Raw genomic sequence first — 20,428 nt, forward strand, 5'->3', positions numbered from 1 at the left:
ACGACTGCGTTGATCTCATGACCTCCAACGTGACCATCCGCATCCAGGGTGCCGATTTCGACGTTTCCAGCGAAATCGCGGCGCTGACGGCAAGCCGTACGGACATCGGCGCGGTCGTTACGTTCAGTGGTATCTGCCGTGGCGGCCAAGAAAACTTAAGTGGCAGCGGCGACGCAACCACGGCGCTGACGCTGGAGCATTATCCCGGCATGGCCGAGGCAGAGATTGCGCGTCATGCCGATGAGGCGATGAACCGCTGGCCGCTCACGGGATTGACAATCGTTCACCGCGTCGGCCGCATCCTGCCCGGCGAGAATATCATGGTGGTGCTGACCGCGTCGGCGCACCGCCAGGCGGCGTTTCAGGCCGCCGAGTTTCTAATGGATTACCTCAAGGCGCATGCTCCGTTCTGGAAGCGCGAGGAAACCGCCGGTGGCAGCAGCTGGATTGCTGCGAAGACCGACGATGACGACGCCGCGGCGCGCTGGGATAAAAACTGATGGCAAAGAAGACTGTGAAGACAATCGCGAAGAAGGTGGTCAGGAAATCGGCGAGCAAGGCTTCTGCAAAGGCAAAGACTTCCGTGAAGAAGATCGCAACGGCGACTCTGCCGAAGGTTGGTGCGGGCGAGCTTGCGACATTGCTCGACTATGTGCGCTACGCCACCAGCCGTTTCATCGAGGCCCGGCTCTCTTTTGCGCACGGCACCACCGATCCCGTGGCCGAAGCCGCCTTCATCGTCTGCGAAGTCCTGCATCTGCATCCCGACCAGTTCGAGAGTTTCGCCATGGCGCGGGTAACTGCGGCTGAAGGCAAGCAGATCCTCGACATCATTCATCGCCGCGTGACGACGCGCAAACCGGCGGCCTATCTGCTCAACAAGATCTATATGCGCGGCCTACCGTTCTATGTGGACGAGCGCACCATTGTGCCGCGGTCTTTCATCGGCGAATTGCTGGATTCTCATTTCAGCGGCGATGACGGTGAAGGCGGCTCGCTGATCGACGATCCCATGGACGTTGAAAGCGTGCTGGACCTCTGCACCGGCTCCGGCTGCATCGCGATCCTGGCCACCCAGTCATTCCCCAACGCGCAGGTCGATGCCGTCGATCTCTCGCCTGCGGCGCTTGCCGTCGCTATGCGCAATGTCATCGATTACGGGCTCGACGAGCGGCTGACGCTTTACAAGGGCGATCTGTTCGAACCGCTCGGGGATACCCGTTACGATCTCATCATCACCAATCCGCCTTACGTCGATGCGCAGGGCATGGCGGATTTGCCGGATGAATGCCTGGCCGAACCGGCTATGGCTTTCGATGGCGGCGATGACGGGCTCGACATCGTCAGGAAGATCATTGAACAGGCTGGCGATCATCTGAATCCACACGGCGGTTTGTTGTGTGAAATCGGTCGCGGCCGCGCCAATGTCGATGAAGCCTTTCCCGATCTGCCGTTGATCTGGCTGGACACCGAAGACTCCGAGGGCGAGGTGTTCTGGGTGTCGGCTGCTGCGCTGCAAGGTCGCGGCGCCGGCTAGTTCGGCATCTGGCCAAACACGCCCGTAGCGTTTATCACGGCATCTTCACGCGCATTTTGATGTGTGAATGTCCGACATTGTTGTCGGACGGATTTCGACGCGACAGCCCTTGCAGCCGCGTCACTCAAATCGAGTGAAGGATCCCATGCTGCTGGCTGTCGGTCGGAAAGCGCCAACGCGCAATCTGTGGCTCGCCGAATTGCGAGCGACGCTGGCGCTCGGTTGGCCGCTGATCCTGACCAATCTGGCACAGATCGCACTCACCACGACCGACGTAATCATTCTCGGCCGCGTGAGCGCGGAGGCTTTGGCTGCGTCGGCGCTGGGCGTAAATCTCTATTTCGCGTTTCTGATTTTCGCCATCGGTCTCGTTACTGCGACATCGCCGATGATGGCGGAGGCGATAGGTCGCAAGTTGCATGCGGTGCGCGATGTCAGGCGGACGTTTCGGCAGGGTTTGTGGACGGCGCTCATCGTCTCGGTGCCGGCATGGATCGTCCTCTGGCATACAGAAGCGATCCTGTTGCTGTTCGGTCAGGAGGCACAGGCGGCTGCCGACGCCCAGAGCTTCGTGCATATGCTGCAATGGGGCTTCCTGCCCGCGCTAGGCTTTATCGTGCTGCGCTCATTCGTTGCCGCCGTGCAGCGCCCACTCTGGGCACTGGTGGTGACCGGCGTCACCATTCTGTTCAATGCTGCTGCAAACTGGGTTCTGGTGTTCGGCCATCTCGGATTTCCGGAGATGGGTCTGCGCGGTTCCGGCCTTGCGACCACTCTGTCGAACATCTTTCTGTTCGCAGTCTTTGCGCTCGTCGTCGCATGGCATCCGAAGTTCCGGCGTTATCATTTGTTCGGCAACTGGTGGCGCACCGATTGGCCACGCCTCGCAAAGCTATGGCGCATCGGTCTGCCGATCGGCGCGACGCTCGCATTCGAAATTACAGTCTTTAATGCGGCGGTGTTCCTGATGGGGCAGTTTGGAACGGCCGCCATCGCGGCGCATGCGATTGCGATCCAGATCGCATCGATCTCGTTCATGGTGCCAATGGGACTAAGCCAGGCGGCAACTGTCCGCGTTGGATTGGCCAAAGGCGCCGTGGATCGCGATGGCATCACGCGAGCAGGATGGACCGCCTTCGGCCTTGCGGTGGCATTCATGGCGTCGATGAGCATGCTGTTGCTGGCTGCGCCGCGTGTCCTGATTGGTGCCTTCATCGATCTGAGTAATCCCGCCAATGCCGTCGTCATCGACACGGCAATGTCGTTTCTGTTTTGCGCGGCGGTATTCCAGATTGCGGACGGCGCGCAGTCGGTGGCTGCAGGGATGCTGCGCGGATTGCAGGATACGCGGGTGCCGATGATCTTTGCCGCATTGGGCTATTGGGGCTTCGGCATGGGCCTCAGCCTGCTGTTCGCATTCAAGCTGGGTTTCGGCGGCGTCGGCATCTGGATTGGGCTGGCAGCGGGTCTCGCGGTCGTTGCACCGGTCATGCTCTGGCGGTGGACCCGGCGCGAGCAACTCGGGCTCGTACCGGCGACTTAAAACAAAAATGCCGCAGCCTCGAAAGGCTGCGGCATTTGTCGCCTTGAAGCGCCTGCGCTTACAGAACCTTGCGGATCCAGTTGTGCTGGTCTGGCGCGCGGCCGTACTGAATGTCGACCAACTGTTTGCGCAGTCCCATCGCAACGGGGCCTGCTGCGCCGCCATTGATGGTAAAATCACCGCTCGCAGAGCGCACCTGGCCGATCGGCGAGATGACCGCCGCCGTGCCGCAGGCAAAAGCCTCCTTCAGCTTGCCGCTGGCAGCATCGGCACGCCATTGGTCGAGCGTATAGGGCTCTTCGCGCACCTGCGTGCCCTTGTCCTTCGCCAGCGCGATGATCGAATCGCGCGTGATGCCCGGCAGGATCGTGCCGAGCGGCGGTGTCAGCAGCGAGCCGTCCTCGAACACGAAGAAAATGTTCATGCCGCCAAGTTCTTCGATGTAACGGCGCTCGACCGCATCGAGGAACACGACCTGATCGCAGCCGTGACTGATGGCCTCGGCCTGCGCACGGAGGCTTGCGGCGTAGTTGCCACCGCATTTGACGGCGCCGGTGCCGCCGATCGCGGCGCGTGTGTAGTTCTCCGACACCCAGATCGACACCGGGGCGGGTCCGCCCTTGAAATAGGAGCCAACCGGCGAGGCGATGACAGCGAAAATGTATTCCGCGGACGGCTTCACGCCGAGGAAGATCTCGCTTGCAACCATGAAGGGGCGCAGGTAGAGGCTGCCTTCGCCTGATGGAATCCAGGCGCGGTCGATGCGCACGAGTTGCTCGATCGCTTCGATGAACACGGGCTCGGGCAGCGGGGCCATGGCCATTCGATCGGCAGAATTCCGGAAGCGCCTTGCATTGGCATCGGGGCGGAACAGATTCACGCCGCCGTCTTCACGCACATAGGCCTTGAGCCCTTCGAAAATCTCCTGCGCGTAATGCAGCACGGCGGCAGCTGGATCGAGCGGGAAATTCGCGCGGGATTCGACGCGCGCGCCGTGCCAGCCATCCGTCTGGTTGTAGCGGACGATGGCCATGTGATCGGTGAAAACCCGTCCGAAGCCCGGATCCTTGAGCTTCGCTGCGCGGTCCGCCTCGGACACCGCGTTCGCCGCGGGGTGAATGTCGAATTTCAGCAAAGCTGCGCCATCGATTTTATCAAACGAAACTCCCATGGACCTCACTCCTGCTTACGGCGCAGCTCCTGGGGGCGGCAGCGTCGATGTTGTTCTACGTCAAGCGGACCCACGGCAAAAGCGTTTCCGGCCCCGGGGGATGACCGAGGACAGGCTTTAGCGCCATGCCGAAGTCCGGTATGGTTCTCAGATCGGCCCTATTGGGCCATGCGGCGAGAGTTCTAATGTTTCGTCGCGATGGTCAGTTTTGTAAGATTGAACCCAAGATATGTCAATATGGTTGACGTAAATTCCAAGGACGCGGCGTCACGATCGCTTGAGACGATCCAGCGGCAATCCAGCGGCGATCCTGCGAAACCGCCCCGCTGGGACATCATCGAGCTGTTGTTCTTTGCCTATCGCGACTTTGTGGGCGATCCCGACGATGTGCTCGATCAGTTCGGTTTCGGGCGCGCCCATCACCGGGTCGTACACTTTGTGCATCGCTATCCCGGCCTGAAGGTTGCCGATCTGCTCGATGTCTTGCGTATTACGAAGCAGTCGTTGGGCCGTGTCCTCAAGCAATTGCTCGATGAAGGGTATATCGTTCAGAAATCCGGCGAGGCCGATCGGCGGCAACGGCTTCTTTTCGCCACGGCCAAGGGCGAAGCTCTCGTTGCGCAGCTCGCGGGTTTGCAGACCGATCGCATCAACCGCGCGCTCAAGGATTTTACGCCGGTCGAAATTGAAGCGATCGGCAGGTTTCTCTCGGCGATGATCGACCGCAATGATCCCGACAAGGTGCTGCAGGTCATCTTGGGCCAGGCATCCGCCAAAACTGACGGCAGGACAAACAAGACATGATGTTAGCTCAGGCCGCCAAACGTATGCCGGTGCCATTGGCCGACGATGCGCCGCATCTGTTGCTGGTCGATGACGACCGCCGTATCCGCGATCTCCTCTCGCGCTTTCTCTCGGGCGAAGGCTACCGCGTCACCACGGCGCCGAGCGCCAAGGAAGCGCGCGCCAAGCTGCTCGGTCTGCATTTCGATCTCCTGATCCTCGATGTGATGATGCCAGGCGAGACCGGCTTCGAGCTCGCGCGCTTCATTCGGACGTCCTCGGCCGTGCCGATCATCATGCTGACGGCGCGGCACGAGGCGGAAAGCCGGATCGAGGGATTGCAGATCGGCGCCGACGACTATGTGGCCAAGCCGTTCGAGCCGCGCGAACTGGTGCTGCGCATCGCAAACATCCTGAAGCGTAGTGCGCCGGTCCCGGTCGAGCGCGCGGAGTCGCTGCAGTTCGGGCCTTATGTGTATCACCTCGCGCGCGGCGAACTACGCCAAGGCGACGAGATCATCCATCTCACTGACCGCGAGCGTGACATGCTGCGTGTGCTGGCTGCGGCGCCCGGCGAGACCGTGCCGCGCGGTGAACTCACCGGCGGCGGTGGCACCGTGAACGAGCGTGCGGTGGACGTGCAGATCAATCGCCTGCGTCGCAAGATCGAGACCGATCCGGCCAATCCGTTGTTTCTGCAGGCCGTGCGTGGCATCGGCTATCGCCTCGTCGCGTCGCCATAGTTCGATGAAGTTTGCACGATGACCACACTCGACACCGGCATCACCATCCTCCGCTCTGCGGCGGGCCGCGTCTCTGCGGCGCACAGTCTGATGGGCCGGCGCTTCAAGAGCGTGATGCCCACGGGGCTCTATGCCCGCACACTGCTGATCATGATCGTGCCAATGGTGCTGCTGCAGTCGGTGGTCGCCTTCGTGTTCATGGAGCGGCACTGGAACACGGTGACGCGCCGTCTGTCACAGGCAGTGGTGCAGGACATCGCGACGCTGATCGACGTCTACAAGGTCTATCCCCAGGACAAGGACCGCACGCAGATCAAGGCCATCGCCCAGCAGCGCCTTGGCCTCGTGGTGGATTTTCTGCCGCTCGGCGACATGCCACCGCCCGGTCCGAAGCCGTTCTTCTCACTGCTCGATCAGGCGCTGTCGGTTCAGATCGGCCGGCAGATCACGCGGCCGTTCTGGATCGACACCGTGGGCCGCTCCAATCTCGTGGAAATCCGCATCCAGCTCGATGATGCCGTGATGCGCATCTTCGCCCAGCGCAGCGCGGCCTATGCATCGAATTCGGAAATCTTCCTGTTCTGGATGGTGGGGACGTCCTCGATCCTGCTGATCGTCGCGATCCTGTTCCTGCGTAACCAGATCCGCCCGATCCTCAAACTCGCTGACGCGGCCGAAAGTTTCGGCAAAGGCCGTGAAGCGCCGAATTTTCGGCCGCGCGGCGCACGCGAGGTCCGTCGTGCCGCCAATGCCTTTATCGAGATGAAGGCGCGTATCGAACGCGCGATGGAGCAGCGCACGGCCATGCTCGCCGGCGTCTCGCATGACCTGCGCACGATCCTGACGCGCTTCAAGCTCGAACTGGCGCTGATCGAGGACGGTCCGGAAGTCGATGGCATGCGCAAGGATATCGATGAGATGTCGGGCATGCTCGAGGCTTATCTCGCCTTTGCGCGCGGCGACAGCGGCGAGCAGGCGCAGCCGACGGACATGGCTGCGGCGCTGGAAGAATTGCGCAGCGATGCCGAGCGCAACGGCCATAAGGCGACGGTCACGTTCCACGGCCTGCCGATCGTCACGGTGAAGCCAGCCGCGTTCAAGCGTTGCCTCGGGAATCTCGTCTCCAACGCCGCGCGCCATGCCAATGACATCGCCATCACTGGACACCGCGATCATCGCTATCTCACGGTCACGGTGGATGATGACGGCCCCGGCATCCCCGCCGACATGCGCGAGGAAGTGTTCAAACCGTTCCTGCGGCTCGACGACGCCCGCAATCAGGACGAAGGCGGCACGGGTCTTGGCCTCGCCATCGCCCGCGATATAGCGCGCTCCCATGGCGGCGATATCACGCTGGCCGAGAGTCCGATGGGCGGATTGAGGGCGGTGGTGCGGGTGCCCGTCTAGTTACTTCGCCAGTTCCTTAGACCGCGCCGTTGCCGCAGCAATCGCGCGAGTCAGCAGCGGCTCGAAACCATTATCGGCCATCAATACGCTGAGCGCGGCTGCAGTGGTCCCGCCGGGCGAGGTGACGTTCTTGCGCAGCGTCGCCGCGTCGAGATTGGACTGGCGGAGGAGCTCGCCCGAACCGGACACTGTCTCGCGAGCAAGCTTCATCGCGAGTTCGGGCGGCAAGCCCGCAGCAATGCCGGCGCGAGCCATTTCTTCGGCCAGCAGAAACACATAAGCAGGCCCTGAGCCGGAGACGGCGGTGACGGCGTCGATCAGGCTCTCGTCCTCGACCCACTCGACCGATCCGGTGGCGCGCAAGAGCGCGTCGGTTAGGCCGCGTTGCTCCGGCGATACGTCGCTCGCGGCAACCGCCACGGTGATACCGCGGCCGATGGCGGCCGGCGTATTCGGCATCGCGCGAACCACGTTGCCGCCGCAGGCCTTGGCGATGCCGGCGATGGTGGTGCCGGCCATGATCGAGACCACGAGGGATGATCTCGCGATTGTGCGCAGTGTCGGCCCGACCTCGGCGAACATCTGTGGTTTCACGGCGAGGACCAGTGCGGCGACGGCGCCGATGTCCTTCACATCCGGATTGAGGCGGACGCCTTTGGCTGCGAGCGCCTTGATCTCGTCGGAGACATACGGATCGATCACGATGGCGCGTTTGGGATCGAGGCCGCCGGCGATCCAGCCCGTCAGCATTGCGCCGCCCATCTTGCCGGCGCCGGCCAGCACGATATGGCCGTCGATGGTGTTGAGCGCGCGTGAGGTCGTGGAGGAGGTCATCGCAAAATCCCGGCTGTCAGAATGGCCGGGACCATAACATTGCGGGGCAGGCCGCACAGCCCGAACGGACCTAGACGAAGCTTTTTTTCAGGAAGTAGCGCGGACCGCCGCGCGGATAGTCCGGGATTTCGCCAAACACTTCATAGCCCTGCTTCTCGTAGAAGCTGCGCGCCTGAAACCAGTAGGTATCGAGCCACAGACCGATGCAGCCGCGTTCCCGCGCGATCTCTTCGGCCTTGGCGAGAACTTTCGAGCCGATGTCCTGGCCGCGAAATTGTTCGGGCACGACGAACAGCTCGACGAAACACCAGTTGAACGCTGTCTTGCCCCAGATGCCGCCGATCGGCTCACCGGTCACAGGATCGTGGATCAGGATCGAGAGCGGCTGGTGATTGTTGGGGCCAACGGTCTTGGTATTGTAGGCCAGCAACGCATTTGCGACCACCAGCCGTTCGGCCTCGCCGGGCGCATCCGGCACGGTGATGACCGGCGCGTCGGTCATGCTTCGCCGGCAGTGTCGAACATCGCAGCAGACATCGCTTCGGCTGCGGTCTTGCCGGCCCACACTACGAACTGCAATGCCGGATAGTAGCGCTCGCAGGAATGGATCGCCGAGACGAGCATCGCTTCGCATTGCGCGGTCGTTGCGGTGAGGCCATCGGGCAGCACCAGTGCCTGCCGGTACATCACCATGCCTGAGTGAGTCCAGATATCGAAATGGCCGACCCACATCTGTTCGTTGATCGCGGCGATCAGGCGCTGCACTTCCGCGCGGCGAGCGGGTGGAATCTTCATGTCGAAGGCGCAAGCCAGATGCAGGGCCTCGATCTCGTTCATCCAGGTGAAGGAGAGCTGGTAATCGATCCAGTCACCTTTGGAAACAATTGTGACTTCGTCTTCGCCGGAGCGCTCGAACACCCAGTTATGATCGGCAGCAATATCCTCGACAACGGCGAGCGGGTTGAGCCGTGAATCGATAGTACCTTCGAGGAGTGACATGCCGTCGCGACCTTGCTCTTGAAATGTGATGATGCAAACAGCTGGCCGGTACGCGAAAATGTCGGAGCGTCGCTGCAGGCTGCAAGTTCTATTCGTCCAGACCTTGCGAGTTTGAAGTGATGTGATTTGCTGAATCTGCGCAACGGCACCGCGAATCCATCCACAGACAAACCGGCCCTCATCCACAGGTCATCTCGCCGCAATGAGAACAAACCGGAATCGGATTCCCGGATTGCGAGTCTGTGCGGTGCGCCCTCGCGCGCCGCGAGTCCGGTTGGGGTGGTAACTATTGATTCTTCCGTGCGGCCCGCAAGCTTTCCCGGCTTCGCAGGAGTCCTGTTGGACCCCGATACAGCCTGTGGACGGCCTTGCTGGGCTGGTTCGGTTTCGGCATAGTTTGGCCGTAACGAAAGTATCAGGCCATGAACGACACCACCTCCGAGTCATCCGCAGTCCAGCATCCGCGCTTTGCCAAGCCGCAACGCGTCGCCTTCGTGCAGTCGTCCTGGCATCGGGACATCGTTGCACCGTGTTGGGAATCGTTTCTGAGCGAGATCGAGGCGCGTCATATCGGCCCGTCGCAGGTCGATCTGTTCGAAGTGCCTGGCTCGTTCGAGATCCCCCTGCATGTGCAGGTTCTTGCCAAGACGCGGCGCTACACGGCGATCGTCGCGGCCGGCCTCGTGATCGACAGCGGCACCCGCGGCTTCGTGGCTGACACGGTCATCCGTGCGCTCATGGATGTGCAGCTACGCACCGAGATCCCAGTGTTCTCGGCCGTGACGGCGCCGGAGGATTTTCACGAGACTGAAGAGCGGGCGGCATTCTTCCGCAAGCACTTTGCGGAGAGCGGCCTCAAGGTCGCGGCAGCCTGCGCCGAGACGCTGCTCAGTCTGGAGCGTCTGCGCGGTCAGGTCGCGGCCGGGATCGTGTAGAGGCGCGAGCCTTAGTCGAACAGGCTCGATACCGACTCTTCCGATGCGGTGCGGCCGATCGCTTCGGCGATCAGCGAGGCAACCGAGAGCACGCGGATGTTCGGCGATTTGCTGACGGCTTCCGTGGGCTGGATCGAGTCAGTGATCACTAATTCCTTGAGCTTGGAATTGGCGATGCGCGCGGCGGCGCCGCCGCTCAAGACGCCATGGGTGAGATAGGCGGAGACGTCCTTGGCGCCGTATTTGAGTAGCGCATCGGCGGCGTTCACCAGCGTGCCGCCGGAGTCGACGATGTCGTCGATCAGGATGCAGGTGTAGCCGGCGACGTCGCCAATCACGTTCATCACTTCGGATTCACCGGGGCGTTCGCGGCGCTTGTCGACGATGGCGAGTGGCGCGTTGATGCGTTTGGCAAGGCCGCGGGCACGGGCGACGCCGCCGACGTCGGGCGAAACCACCATCACATTGGCGAGATCGAACTTCTCCTTGATGTCACGCACCATCAGCGGCGCGGCATAGAGGTTGTCGGTCGGGATATCGAAGAAGCCCTGGATCTGGCCGGCATGCAGGTCGAGTGTCATGACGCGGTCGGCGCCGGCATGGGTGATCATGTTGGCCACCAGCTTGGCCGAGATCGGGGTGCGGCCACCGGCCTTGCGGTCCTGGCGAGCGTAGCCGAAATAGGGGATCACCGCGGTGATGCGGCGCGCGGAAGCGCGGCGCAGCGCATCGGTGATGATCAGCAATTCCATCAGATGGTCGTTGGTCGGGAACGACGTGGATTGAAGAATGAAGACGTCGGAGCCGCGGACGTTTTCCTGGATCTCGACGAAGATTTCCATATCGGCGAAGCGCCGGACGCTGGCCTTGGTCAGCGGGATATTCAGCGAGGTCGCGATTTCCTGCGCGAGGACAGGATTGGAATTACCGGCGACCAGTTTGATCGAACCGTTCTTGGCCGACATCGACGCGTCTCCCCGCGGCTTGGTGGATACAACGTTCAGCATATCGGATTACCCACAAGAACTCGTCTAGCTGAGCGAGGTGATATCAAGGACGGCCGTCCGCTGGCAACCCGTGGGCCGCTGTTTTCCTGCGTAAAAACGGGCCTCTGCTTAACGTGAACTGAAGTCAGTGTGTCTCGGCAAATGCGGTGGCCTGCACGGGCAATTCATCGGTACTGGCGATGGCGGGTCCGTTGCCACGTGGCGCAGGCGGCTGCTCGCCGGGCGTGGTGCCGTTGATCATGCCGTTGAGGCCGGTGAGCCCCGCCTGCGCGATCCGCCGCAAGACAAGGTCGTCGGCAGTAGCCCAGGCGTCGCGGCCGCCTTTGCCGACCTGTTCCTCGCCGCTCAGGCGCAAAGCACGATTCTGGTCGCGGTCATAGACGTCCCAGACCCAGGCGATCGAGGTCTGACCGCCGCGAACCTGGGCAGCGAGATAACTGCGGACCCGGAAAGCGGCGCTGTCCTTGCGGGATACAACCGCAAGGTTGCGCAGGCGCGCTTCACTATCCAGAAGGTTGACCATGCGATCGAAGACCTGCGGCGGCGGCCCGTCGATGGACTCGAATGCGACCGTTGGGCCGGAGGCGGTGGAAAGGCTGGCCTGCGCGTTCATGGCGCCGCCGGAATTGGGGACATTGGCGCAGCCGGCAAGCCCAAACGCTACGGTCAGCGACAGCGCGGCCTGGATTAGCCGTGGTCTGGCTCGATCGGTCGTAAGGGCAGAAAATCGCATAGGGCGTCCCGACTTCCGTCCGTTTGCCGCAAGCGGCACCGGACAGGTCGAGCGATATCGTTAAAATGCGTTAAGGTCTAGGGCAGCGCGGCCACAGGTCTTTCCAGGGTGACCGAAACGGTCACCGCGCCCCGACAATTCGCGTTCAGTTTGAGGCAGTTCGGCCGCGTTAAGGATAACGGCGCGTCAACGCGCGAGTTACCGCTCAAGCACGATGGCGTGGATCTGGCGTCCGTAATCCGGCTCTTTCCGATGCACCGACCGGCGATAGCTGAACAGGTTGTTGTCGGGATAGGTGTCGATGCCGGTGTCATCGATAATGGCAATGCCGGCCCGTTCCAGCCGCATCCGGATGAAGCCGCCGAGATCGAACATGGCATGACCGGCGCGGGTCGAGGGAATGAAGAACCGCGCAAAACCGGCATCGGCCTGCGTGAAACGCTCGACGAATTCGGCCCCGACCTCATAGCTTGGCTGGCGGATCAGCGGACCAATCGCGACCACAATGTCGGAACGATCCGCGCCGAGTTTTTCCATCTCCGCGATGGTGGCCTCGAGCACGCCGGTGAAGGCGCCCTTCCAGCCGGCATGGGCGGCACCGATGACGCGGGCCTTGGGATCGGCAAACAGCACCGGTCCGCAATCGGCCGTCGTGACGCCGAGCGCCAGGCCCTCGACCTTCGTCACCATGGCATCGACGCGCGGCCGTGAATCTCCATTCCACGGTGCCGTGGCGACGGCGACATCGGGCGAATGGACCTGATAGGCGGTGAGGAAGTGCAGGGGGGCGACGCCCATCTCCACTGCCATGCGCCGGCGATTCTCCGCCACATGCGCGGGATCGTCGTTCGATCCGAGTCCGCCATTGAGGCCGGCATAGATGCCTTCGGAGACGCCGCCGTCGCGCGTGAAGAACGCGTGGCGCAGGCCGGGAATGGCTGACAGCAAAGGCGATGTGAAAGTCATGATGTCGGGGCCTCGATGCCGGTGTCGTCGCTCAGCGCCACCAGCGTGTCGATATTGGGATCGGAGATGCCGACCACCTTGAACATCGAGCCCATGCCGCCGCGGCCGCTGTCGATCAGGCGTTTCAGTGCGCCGGAGACGGTTTCGGAAACTTCCGGCGTGGCTTTGGCCATCAGGGTCAGCGCGCGCGTCTCGATGCCGAGGCGCTTGAGGAATTCGCCCTGCGTCACCGGCCCGTGCACGCGTGCGCCAACATCCTCTGCTGCGCGGCCGAGTGCCTGGAAATCCACATGCGCGGTGATATCGGCCTGGCCGGGATTCTTCAGCGGATCGGCATAGCTGTGCTGCGCGATGGCCTGCAGGGTGTCGCCGGCATCGCTACGGACATGACCGTAATCGATGATCAGAGCTGCGCCGCCTTCGTCGCGGACGCGGCTGGCAATCTTCATCATTTCGGTATCGGGGCGCCATTCGAACACCGCGCCGACAGGGGCTGCACGCACCAGCGGTGGCAGCAGCACATCGAAACGCAGCAGCGGATCGGTTGACGCGCTGAACATCAGCTGGCCGTCGCTGTCGATATCCACCATGCGCTCGTGCCAGCCGCCTTCGCGCTTCACGGCCTGATGGATCGGCAGCACGTCGAAATATTCATTGGCAAGGATGATCGACGGGCCCGCGGGGACGGTTTCGATACTGTCATGCCAGGTGATGTTGCGGGTGCCGGATAACGTCGCCTTCTGCTTCTCGCGCAGCACCGGATTGATTTCGACGAGATGCACGTTGAGCGCCTGATACAGCGGCGGCAGCACGCGTAGGGCGCGGAGCGCGTCGGCCATCATGGTGCCGCGGCCGGGGCCAAGCTCGATCAGGTGTACAAAAGGCGGCGCGCCGATCGCGCGCCAGACCGAAGCCGACCACAGGCCGAGCAGCTCGCCGAACATCTGGCTGACTTCGGGCGACGTGGTGAAGTCACCCTCGCGACCGAGCGGATCGCGGGAAATGTAGTAGCCGTGTTGCGGATGGGTCAGGCACAGCTGCATGTAGCGCCACACCGGCATGGGTCCGGTGGACTTGATCAGGCGCTTGATTTCATCCTGCAGCGGCGATTGGTCGGTCACATCAGGCCTTCTTGCCTGGGCTCAATTCGAGCGATGCCTGCGGCTTTCGCCAGGCGCGCACCATCAAAACGAGTCCCACAAATATCATCGGCACGGAGAGCAGCATGCCCATGGTGAGCCCACCCCACAGAAATCCGAGTTGCGGGTCCGGCTCGCGGAAGAATTCTCCCGTAATACGCGCCAGCGCATAAAAAAAGATGAAGGCGCCGAGGATCAGGCCAGGCCGCTTCAGCGCACCGGCCCGGATCATCAGGGCGAGAATGAGAAAGAGCCCGATGCCTTCGAGGCCAGCTTCATAGAGCTGGCTGGGGTGGCGGGGCAGCGGCCCGCCATTGGGGAACACCATCGCCCAAGGCACGCTGGCGTCGGCGTGACGGCCCCACAATTCACTGTTGATGAAATTGGCGAGGCGTCCGAGCAGCAGGCCGATCGGGCCGACTGCGCAGGTGATGTCGCCGAGCGACAGGACCGACAATCCGCGCTTCCAGCAGAACAGAAACACGGCAAAGACGCAGCCCAAGAAGCCGCCATGGAACGACATGCCGCCCTTCCATAGCTCGAAGATCTCGGCGGGATGGGCGATGAAGAAGTCTAGATTGTAGAACAGCACATAGCCGGTGCGGCCGCCGACAATGATGCCGATCGTCACCCAGAGGATGAAGTCGTCGAAATCCAGCAGGGAGATCGGTGAGGGGCCGCCCCACAGTTTCGTGCTCTTGATCAGCGCGCGCGCATAGATCCAGCCGAGCACGATGCCGCCGATATAGGCCAGCGCGTACCAGCGAATGACGATGGGGCCGAGCGCGATGGCGACCGGATCGAAAACGGGGAAGGCGATGGTCAGGAATGGCATGTGGTGGGCTTACGGCTCCCGATGGCGCCAGTAAAGCATTGGCATGTGACGAATTAAGGGACTTCTGCAGTTGTGAACGCCAAAAGCAGGCGATACTTGAACTGCGCGGCCGGGATCGCCATTGTCGATCTACAACTTAATCCCGCGTGTTTGTTCATCCGACCGGAGTTCTTGCCATGACCCAGACCAACAATCGGTTCTTCGACGAGATCGGCCGCCTGATGAACGATGCCGCCGGCGCGGCCCAGGGCGTCAAGCGTGAGGTCGATACGGTGGTGCGCAACCAGGCTGAGAAGATCCTGCGTGACCTCGATATCGTGAAGCGTGAGGAGTTCGAGGCGGTCAAGGATATGGCCCGGCTCGCCCGCGAGGAGAACGAGGCGCTGAAGGCCCGGATCGCAGCGCTGGAAGCCAAGCTCGGCGGCTGAGTGGAAGCCTGCGGTGGCCTGCACGGCGCGCCGGACATCGGCTACCCGTGCATGGACGGCCAAAATAAGCCCCTGGAAGGGGCCCGCCGACGAAGAAAAAGCCTGTCATTTCCTTGTCTTTTTGGCGTTTCGGCGGTAGAAGCCGCCCACGTCCGCAGCCCCCGCACCCCTGGAGGCTTGCTGCAGCGTGAAAACGGGCCGCATTGCGGCCTTTAACTTTTAGAAAACAAGGACTTAAACGATGGCGACCGTCAAGGAATTGAAGGCGACCTCACGTCCGGTCGGCGGCAAGGGGGCCGCACGGGCAGAGCGTCGCGCCGGCCGAGTGCCCGGAGTGATCTATGGTGACAACAAGCCCCCGGTGGCGATTTCGGTGAATGATGCCGAACTGCGTCAGCGCATTCTGGCAGGCCGGTTCCTCACCACGATTTACGACATCGAGCTTGAGGGCAAGAAGCACCGCGTGATTCCGCGCGACTTCCACCTCGACCCGGTCAAGGACTTCCCGCTCCACGTCGACTTCCTCCGCCTCGGCGAAGGCGCGACCATCCGCGTCAGCGTTCCGCTGCACATCAAGGGCGCTGAAGGCGCTCCGGGCGTGAAGCGTGGCGGCACCATCAACATCGTGACCCACACGATCGAACTGGAAGCCGAAGCCGAGAGCATTCCGCAGTTCCTCGAAGTTGATGTCGGCCAGCTCGATATCGGCACGTCGCTGCACATCACCGACGTTGTTCTGCCGAAGGGCGTGAAGACGCTGGCTCGCGATGCCGACCTGACGCTGGTCACCATCGTGCCGCCGTCGGGCTACGGTGAAGAAGCTGCGACCCCTGCGGCCGCTGCTGCGGCTCCCGCCGCTGCTGGTGCCAAGGCTCCGGCTGCCGGCGCCAAGGCCCCCGCCGCTGGCGCGAAGGCTCCGGCTGCTGCCGCCGCTCCGGCGAAGAAGAAGTAATCCGGCGCGGAGCTCCGCGTCATGCTTCTCTTTGTTGGACTCGGAAACCCTGGTGCCAAATACCAGGGCAACCGGCACAATATCGGGTTCATGGTTCTCGATGATATCGCGCGGCGTCACGGTTTTGGACCGTGGCGCCGTCGCTTTCAGGGCGAGACCTCCGAAGGCACGCTGGACGGCGAGCGCGTCATCCTGCTGAAGCCGATGACCTTCATGAACGAGTCCGGCCGCTCAGTTCAGGAAGCGTCCGCCTATTTGAAGATTTCACTCGGCGACATCGCCGTGTTTCACGACGAGCTCGAACTGCCATTCTCCAAGGTGCGCGTGAAGGTCGGCGGCGGCATTGCGGGACATAACGGTCTGCGCTCGATCTCCGCGCATGTCGGCAACGACTATCGGCGCGTGCGCCTCGGCATCGGACATCCCGGTGCCAAGGAGCTGGTCCATAATCACGTGCTGAGCGATTTCGCCAAGGCCGAACGGCCTCAGCTCGAAGCGTTCAACGATGCGGTGTCGGACCATGTCGGCCTGCTGGTCGGTGGTCAGGACTCGTCGTTTCAGAACAAGGTGCATCTGACGATGCAGGCCAAGGGTTTCACGTCGAAGGACGACAACGGCTCCGCTGAGAAGCCGTCGAAGAATTAGGACAGGGTCATGGGATTCAAATGCGGGATCGTCGGACTGCCGAATGTCGGCAAATCGACGCTGTTCAATGCGCTCACCGAAACTGCCGCGGCGCAGGCTGCGAACTATCCGTTCTGCACCATCGAGCCGAATGTCGGTGAAGTCGCGGTGCCGGACAAGCGGCTCGACAAATTGTCCGAGATCGGCAAGTCGCAGCAGATCATCCCGACGCGCCTGACCTTCGTGGACATCGCGGGCCTGGTGAAAGGCGCGTCGAAGGGCGAAGGCCTTGGCAACCAGTTCCTCGCCACGATCCGCGAAGTCGATGCCGTCGCCCATGTGGTGCGTTGCTTCATCGATGACGACATCACCCATGTCGAAGGCAAGATCGATCCGCTCGCCGATATCGAGATCATCGAGACCGAGCTGATGCTCGCGGATCTGGATTCCTGCGAGAAGCGCATCGATAACCTGACCAAGAAGGCCAAGGGCAACGACAAGGACGCCAAGGAACAGCTCGATCTGGTCCAGCGCGCTTTGGTGCTGCTGCGCGACGGCAAGCCGACACGCTTTCTCGAGCGCAAGCCTGAGGAAGAGCGCGCGTTTGGCATGCTCGGCCTGCTGACCTCCAAGCCTGTTCTCTATGTCTGCAACGTCGAAGAAGGCGCGGCGGGCGAAGGCAACGAATACTCGAAGCGGGTTGCAGAACATGCTGCGAAGGAGGGCGCTGTTGCGGTCGCCATCTCGGCCAAGATCGAATCCGAAATCGCGACGCTGTCACGTGCCGAACGCGTGGAATTCCTCGATACGCTCGGGCTTGAAGAAGCGGGCCTCGATCGCCTGATCCGTGCAGGCTATTCGCTGCTGCACCTCATCACCTACTTCACCGTCGGCCCCAAGGAAGCCCGTGCCTGGACCATCACCAAGGGCACCAAGGCACCGCAGGCTGCAGCCGTGATCCACACGGATTTCGAGAAGGGCTTCATCCGCGCGGAAACCATTGGCTATGACGACTATGTCAGGCTCGGCGGCGAAGCCGGGGCGCGCGACGGCGGCAAGTTGCGGCTGGAAGGCAAGGAATATGTCGTCGCTGACGGCGACGTGCTGCATTTCCGCTTCAACACGTAAGATATTCTCAATCCTCTCCCCGTCATTGCGAGGAGCGAAGCGACGCGGCAATCCAGGAGCCACAAGCGAAGACTGGATTGCTTCGTCGCAAGAGCTCCTCGCAATGACGGTTGAGAGCGCGGTAGTTCTCAGTACTGCTGGCCGTGGCCGTGATCCTGCCCGAGGTTTTGCCCCTGATCCCGTAGCGCGCCGAGGTGTTCGTTGATGCGGAACACGATCAGAACGAACTCAGCCGCAATGCGCGCGAAGATGATGCCGACGATGACGCTGGCGAGGCTCGACATCACGAGGACGAAACCGCCGAACGGGCTGATGGCCATTGCGGCGAGACCCGAAAAGATCCCGGAAATGCCGAAAAGAATGATCAGTGCGATCACCAGCCAATAGAACGTCTTGATGATGGTGGGCGTGATGAAACGGTCCCACTGAAACAGATCGCGAAATTCGAACATCGGTGAAATCCCCCGCCGTGTAGATGAGTGACAAATTCAATTGCATTGAGAAACGGCTTCAAATATCCCCGGCCCGACCACATTGACGGGCAGGATCGCGGGAAAGCCATGCAAGCGACCGGGTTGAGATTGCTGCAAATAACGGCCACAATCAGGCTTCCTCGACGGCATTCCCCATTATGACCCTGACATTTGAAGATTTTAAGCCCGGCCACTTCGGGACCTTCGGGCCGCGCCATATTACGCGCGACGAGATTATCGCCTATGCGAAAGAATACGATCCGCAGCCGATGCATCTCGATGAAGTTGCCGCAAGCGCATCGATGCTCAAAGGACTTTCCGGCTCCGGCTGGCACATGTGCTCGCTGATGATGCGGATGATCTATGACGGGTTTCTGCACAAGACCGCATCGATGGGCTCACCGGGTGTGGATCAGATGCGATGGCTCGCGCCGTTTCGCCCCGGCGACGATCTGACGCTGGATGTCGAAGTGATCGAGGCACGTGCTTCGCAAAGCCGGCCGACCTTGGGCATCGTCAAATTCAAGTTCAGCACACGCAATGCCAAGGGGCAGACGATTTCCGAGATGATCACCCCGATCATGATCGGGGTGCGTGAACCCGCCTCCGGGAACTAGGGTCGCAGCATGCGCTATCTGGAAGACATCCAAATCGGTATGCGCCGTGAGCTCGGCTCGTTCACGTTCACGGCGGAGTCGATCAAGGCGTTTGCCAGGCAATTCGATCCGCAACCGTTCCATCTCGATGAAGAGGCCGGCCGCAAATCGCTATTCGGTGGTCTCGCTGCGTCGGGCTGGCACGTGGCGTCGGTGTGCATGAAGTTGCTGGTCGCCGATGGCCAGCGCGCAAAGGCGGAGGCAGAGGCGCGTGGCGAAGAGCCTCCAGTCGGCGGTCCATCTCCCGGTTTTCGTGATTTGCGCTGGACCCGGCCTGTTCTCGCCGGCGATACCCTGACCTATAGCAGCGAGGTTGTTTCCGTGCGCGCGACCGCGACGCGTCCGGGTTGGGGGATCTTGCAGTCGAAGAACGTTGCCGTTAATCAGCGCGGCGAGGAGGTCTACAGCTTCCTTGGTTCGGTCTTCCTGCCGCAACGGGGCGACGCGGCTTAACCATTTCAAACTTTATCGATGGAACCCTAGCTCTGTTAAGGGGTTCTGAACCTTGTGAGCGTGATCTGCGACTTACAGGTATGACGACCGAGACGACACTTCGTAGGACGATTTTGGGGACGACAATGGCTGACCGCACCGGATTGAAATTTGTGGGCTTCATCTTCGCGAGCGTGACGCTTGCGGTGATGCTGGCCACTTGCATGGTGGTCAAGGGTTATGCCGATGGCGCCTATACGCTCGAGAGCAGCGCGGTCGTCAGCGAGTAATTTTACGAGTTGCTAACCAGACCCGCGCCGAACTGCGCGGGTTTTTTCGTGAGTGGGGTCGATGATGGCGACCTCAGCGACTCCAGGCCCAGGCGAGCAATGCCACGGCCACCAACAGCAATCCGACAAAACGCAAGATAATGGTCCCCATCCTGGGCGCGTTGCTGCGCGCCGGAATGGGATCGGTGTTGTTCGGCCGAATGGTCTCCACGGATCGATTCCCCCAAAAGCAGTTCGCAGGTGCTGCGTAACCGTTGGTCGGGAACAAAACGAATAAAGTTCAATTGAACGGGCTCATGAAAAAGCCGCCACCCTTTCGGGCAGCGGCTTTTGATTCGGGTGGTCTAGTGCCGATCAGTCGTGACGCAGGCCGTCAGCGGTACGCTTCCACTGCGCAACATTGTCGGCGATCAGGCGGGTCGACTTCATCGCGGCCTGGCTGAGCTGGGCGTAGCCCGAGATCTCGCGCTGAACGCGCTGGCCTTCGGCGTGGAGCAGGTCGCGCAGGCTCTCGAGTTCGGAAACCAGTTTCTCGATCTCGCCGAGCGAGGTACCGGCGACGCGCTGGATCAGCGAATTGACGCTGTTGACGGTCGCTTCGGTCGTCGCTTCCAGCGGCGCTTCGGTGCCGGTGGTGGTTTCACTTGAATTGTTCACCATGCCAGGCACCGGACGACGGAGGTAAGCGATATCGTTGCGCACGAAGTCGCGGATACCCGCTTCGACTTCAGACACAGCGGCGAGGTTGCTGTCGTCATCTTTGGCTTCTGTCTGTTCTGAACGAATGGCACTCATCAGCTCTTCCTTGTTTGT

At 61.7% G+C, this 20,428-nt stretch carries 25 protein-coding genes; 14 read left to right on the forward strand and 11 right to left on the reverse strand.

The window, feature by feature from the left end; genetic code table 11:
• Positions 1–17: 17 nt before the first annotated feature.
• The 3 genes from AB8A50_RS27210 (at position 18) to AB8A50_RS27220 (ending at position 3,080) form a co-directional block, all read left to right on the forward strand.
• Positions 18–500: a molybdenum cofactor biosynthesis protein MoaE gene (locus AB8A50_RS27210; RefSeq protein ID WP_439079547.1), complete on the forward strand. Its 483-nt coding sequence runs from the start codon at positions 18–20 to the stop codon at positions 498–500.
• A complete protein-coding gene (gene prmB, locus AB8A50_RS27215; RefSeq protein ID WP_439079548.1) occupies positions 500–1,537 on the forward strand; it encodes a 50S ribosomal protein L3 N(5)-glutamine methyltransferase in 1,038 nt (345 codons plus the stop codon). The genes AB8A50_RS27210 and prmB overlap by 1 nt, the downstream gene beginning before the upstream one ends.
• Before the next feature lie 145 nt (positions 1,538–1,682).
• Positions 1,683–3,080: an MATE family efflux transporter gene (locus AB8A50_RS27220; protein ID WP_439079549.1), complete on the forward strand. Its 1,398-nt coding sequence runs from the start codon at positions 1,683–1,685 to the stop codon at positions 3,078–3,080.
• A gap of 58 nt (positions 3,081–3,138) precedes the next feature.
• On the opposite strand, the gene AB8A50_RS27225 is transcribed toward AB8A50_RS27220, so the two are convergent.
• Positions 3,139–4,251, reverse strand: a complete 1,113-nt coding sequence (locus AB8A50_RS27225; RefSeq protein ID WP_439079550.1) for a branched-chain amino acid aminotransferase — start codon at positions 4,249–4,251, stop codon at positions 3,139–3,141.
• A 237-nt stretch (positions 4,252–4,488) separates the two neighbouring features.
• Here AB8A50_RS27225 and AB8A50_RS27230 point away from each other — a divergent pair, with 237 nt between their 5' ends.
• Genes AB8A50_RS27230 through AB8A50_RS27240 form a run of 3 tightly spaced genes read left to right on the forward strand, consistent with a single transcriptional unit; the run spans position 4,489 to position 7,184 of the window.
• Positions 4,489–5,055 carry a MarR family winged helix-turn-helix transcriptional regulator gene (locus tag AB8A50_RS27230; RefSeq protein WP_089261815.1) on the forward strand — a complete coding sequence of 189 codons (567 nt, stop codon included), beginning with the start codon at positions 4,489–4,491 and terminating at the stop codon, positions 5,053–5,055.
• Positions 5,052–5,777 carry a response regulator gene (locus tag AB8A50_RS27235; protein WP_089261813.1) on the forward strand — a complete coding sequence of 242 codons (726 nt, stop codon included), beginning with the start codon at positions 5,052–5,054 and terminating at the stop codon, positions 5,775–5,777. Before AB8A50_RS27230 ends, AB8A50_RS27235 begins: the two co-directional genes overlap by 4 nt.
• An 18-nt stretch (positions 5,778–5,795) precedes the next feature.
• A complete protein-coding gene (locus tag AB8A50_RS27240; RefSeq protein ID WP_089261811.1) occupies positions 5,796–7,184 on the forward strand; it encodes an ATP-binding protein in 1,389 nt (462 codons plus the stop codon).
• Here AB8A50_RS27240 and proC read toward each other — a convergent pair whose 3' ends face one another.
• From proC to AB8A50_RS27255, 3 genes are all read right to left on the reverse strand, one after another.
• On the reverse strand, positions 7,185–8,018 hold the full coding sequence (proC, locus tag AB8A50_RS27245; RefSeq protein ID WP_439079551.1) for a pyrroline-5-carboxylate reductase: 834 nt from the start codon (positions 8,016–8,018) through the stop codon (positions 7,185–7,187).
• A 70-nt stretch (positions 8,019–8,088) separates the two neighbouring features.
• Positions 8,089–8,520 carry a GNAT family N-acetyltransferase gene (locus tag AB8A50_RS27250; protein ID WP_439079552.1) on the reverse strand — a complete coding sequence of 144 codons (432 nt, stop codon included), beginning with the start codon at positions 8,518–8,520 and terminating at the stop codon, positions 8,089–8,091.
• Positions 8,517–9,017, reverse strand: coding sequence for a YbjN domain-containing protein (locus AB8A50_RS27255; protein ID WP_439079553.1), 501 nt, complete (start codon positions 9,015–9,017; stop codon positions 8,517–8,519). The genes AB8A50_RS27250 and AB8A50_RS27255 overlap by 4 nt, the downstream gene beginning before the upstream one ends.
• 422 nt (positions 9,018–9,439) lie before the next feature.
• Between AB8A50_RS27255 and AB8A50_RS27260 the strand changes: the two genes are divergently transcribed.
• Positions 9,440–9,952, forward strand: coding sequence for a 6,7-dimethyl-8-ribityllumazine synthase (locus AB8A50_RS27260; protein ID WP_089261803.1), 513 nt, complete (start codon positions 9,440–9,442; stop codon positions 9,950–9,952).
• Positions 9,953–9,963: 11 nt separating this feature from the next.
• Here the strand turns inward: AB8A50_RS27260 and AB8A50_RS27265 are convergent, their stop codons facing one another.
• The 5 genes from AB8A50_RS27265 to lgt all read right to left on the reverse strand — a co-directional run bounded on the left by AB8A50_RS27265 (position 9,964) and on the right by lgt (position 14,632).
• Positions 9,964–10,917: a ribose-phosphate pyrophosphokinase gene (locus tag AB8A50_RS27265; RefSeq protein WP_089263589.1), complete on the reverse strand. Its 954-nt coding sequence runs from the start codon at positions 10,915–10,917 to the stop codon at positions 9,964–9,966.
• A 166-nt stretch (positions 10,918–11,083) separates the two neighbouring features.
• Positions 11,084–11,692: a hypothetical protein gene (locus AB8A50_RS27270; RefSeq protein ID WP_439079554.1), complete on the reverse strand. Its 609-nt coding sequence runs from the start codon at positions 11,690–11,692 to the stop codon at positions 11,084–11,086.
• 198 nt (positions 11,693–11,890) lie between these two features.
• Entirely contained in the window at positions 11,891–12,658 is a 768-nt protein-coding gene (pgeF, locus tag AB8A50_RS27275; RefSeq protein ID WP_439079555.1) for a peptidoglycan editing factor PgeF, read from the reverse strand.
• Positions 12,655–13,779: a class I SAM-dependent methyltransferase gene (locus AB8A50_RS27280; RefSeq protein WP_439079556.1), complete on the reverse strand. Its 1,125-nt coding sequence runs from the start codon at positions 13,777–13,779 to the stop codon at positions 12,655–12,657. The genes pgeF and AB8A50_RS27280 overlap by 4 nt, the downstream gene beginning before the upstream one ends.
• 1 nt (position 13,780) lies before the next feature.
• The gene (lgt, locus tag AB8A50_RS27285; protein ID WP_439079557.1) at positions 13,781–14,632 is read right to left on the reverse strand and encodes a prolipoprotein diacylglyceryl transferase; all 852 of its coding nucleotides are present in this window, start codon (positions 14,630–14,632) and stop codon (positions 13,781–13,783) included.
• Between the two features lie 176 nt (positions 14,633–14,808).
• Between lgt and AB8A50_RS27290 the strand changes: the two genes are divergently transcribed.
• The 4 genes from AB8A50_RS27290 to ychF all read left to right on the forward strand — a co-directional run bounded on the left by AB8A50_RS27290 (position 14,809) and on the right by ychF (position 17,764).
• Positions 14,809–15,060, forward strand: a complete 252-nt coding sequence (locus AB8A50_RS27290) for an accessory factor UbiK family protein (RefSeq protein WP_089261793.1) — start codon at positions 14,809–14,811, stop codon at positions 15,058–15,060.
• A 241-nt stretch (positions 15,061–15,301) separates the two neighbouring features.
• The gene (locus AB8A50_RS27295) at positions 15,302–16,012 is read left to right on the forward strand and encodes a 50S ribosomal protein L25/general stress protein Ctc (protein ID WP_068731165.1); all 711 of its coding nucleotides are present in this window, start codon (positions 15,302–15,304) and stop codon (positions 16,010–16,012) included.
• Positions 16,013–16,033: 21 nt separating this feature from the next.
• Complete coding sequence (gene pth / locus AB8A50_RS27300) at positions 16,034–16,657, forward strand: aminoacyl-tRNA hydrolase (RefSeq protein WP_439079558.1); 624 nt, start codon at positions 16,034–16,036, stop codon at positions 16,655–16,657.
• A 9-nt stretch (positions 16,658–16,666) separates the two neighbouring features.
• Entirely contained in the window at positions 16,667–17,764 is a 1,098-nt protein-coding gene (ychF, locus tag AB8A50_RS27305; protein ID WP_439079559.1) for a redox-regulated ATPase YchF, read from the forward strand.
• Positions 17,765–17,892: 128 nt separating this feature from the next.
• Here the strand turns inward: ychF and AB8A50_RS27310 are convergent, their stop codons facing one another.
• The gene (locus AB8A50_RS27310; RefSeq protein WP_068731168.1) at positions 17,893–18,216 is read right to left on the reverse strand and encodes a DUF4282 domain-containing protein; all 324 of its coding nucleotides are present in this window, start codon (positions 18,214–18,216) and stop codon (positions 17,893–17,895) included.
• Positions 18,217–18,395: 179 nt separating this feature from the next.
• On the opposite strand from AB8A50_RS27310, the gene AB8A50_RS27315 reads away from it, so the two are divergent.
• The 3 genes from AB8A50_RS27315 to AB8A50_RS27325 all read left to right on the forward strand — a co-directional run bounded on the left by AB8A50_RS27315 (position 18,396) and on the right by AB8A50_RS27325 (position 19,615).
• Positions 18,396–18,854: a MaoC family dehydratase gene (locus tag AB8A50_RS27315; protein WP_439079560.1), complete on the forward strand. Its 459-nt coding sequence runs from the start codon at positions 18,396–18,398 to the stop codon at positions 18,852–18,854.
• A 9-nt stretch (positions 18,855–18,863) separates the two neighbouring features.
• Positions 18,864–19,346, forward strand: a complete 483-nt coding sequence (locus AB8A50_RS27320; protein WP_320447013.1) for a MaoC family dehydratase — start codon at positions 18,864–18,866, stop codon at positions 19,344–19,346.
• A gap of 125 nt (positions 19,347–19,471) precedes the next feature.
• Complete coding sequence (locus tag AB8A50_RS27325; protein WP_170849743.1) at positions 19,472–19,615, forward strand: hypothetical protein; 144 nt, start codon at positions 19,472–19,474, stop codon at positions 19,613–19,615.
• 354 nt (positions 19,616–19,969) lie between these two features.
• Here AB8A50_RS27325 and AB8A50_RS27330 read toward each other — a convergent pair whose 3' ends face one another.
• Entirely contained in the window at positions 19,970–20,410 is a 441-nt protein-coding gene (locus AB8A50_RS27330; RefSeq protein ID WP_089261783.1) for a hypothetical protein, read from the reverse strand.
• Positions 20,411–20,428: the final 18 nt, after the last annotated feature.

Source organism: Tardiphaga sp. 841_E9_N1_2 (assembly GCF_051811065.1).
Classification (GTDB): domain Bacteria; phylum Pseudomonadota; class Alphaproteobacteria; order Rhizobiales; family Xanthobacteraceae; genus Tardiphaga; species Tardiphaga robiniae.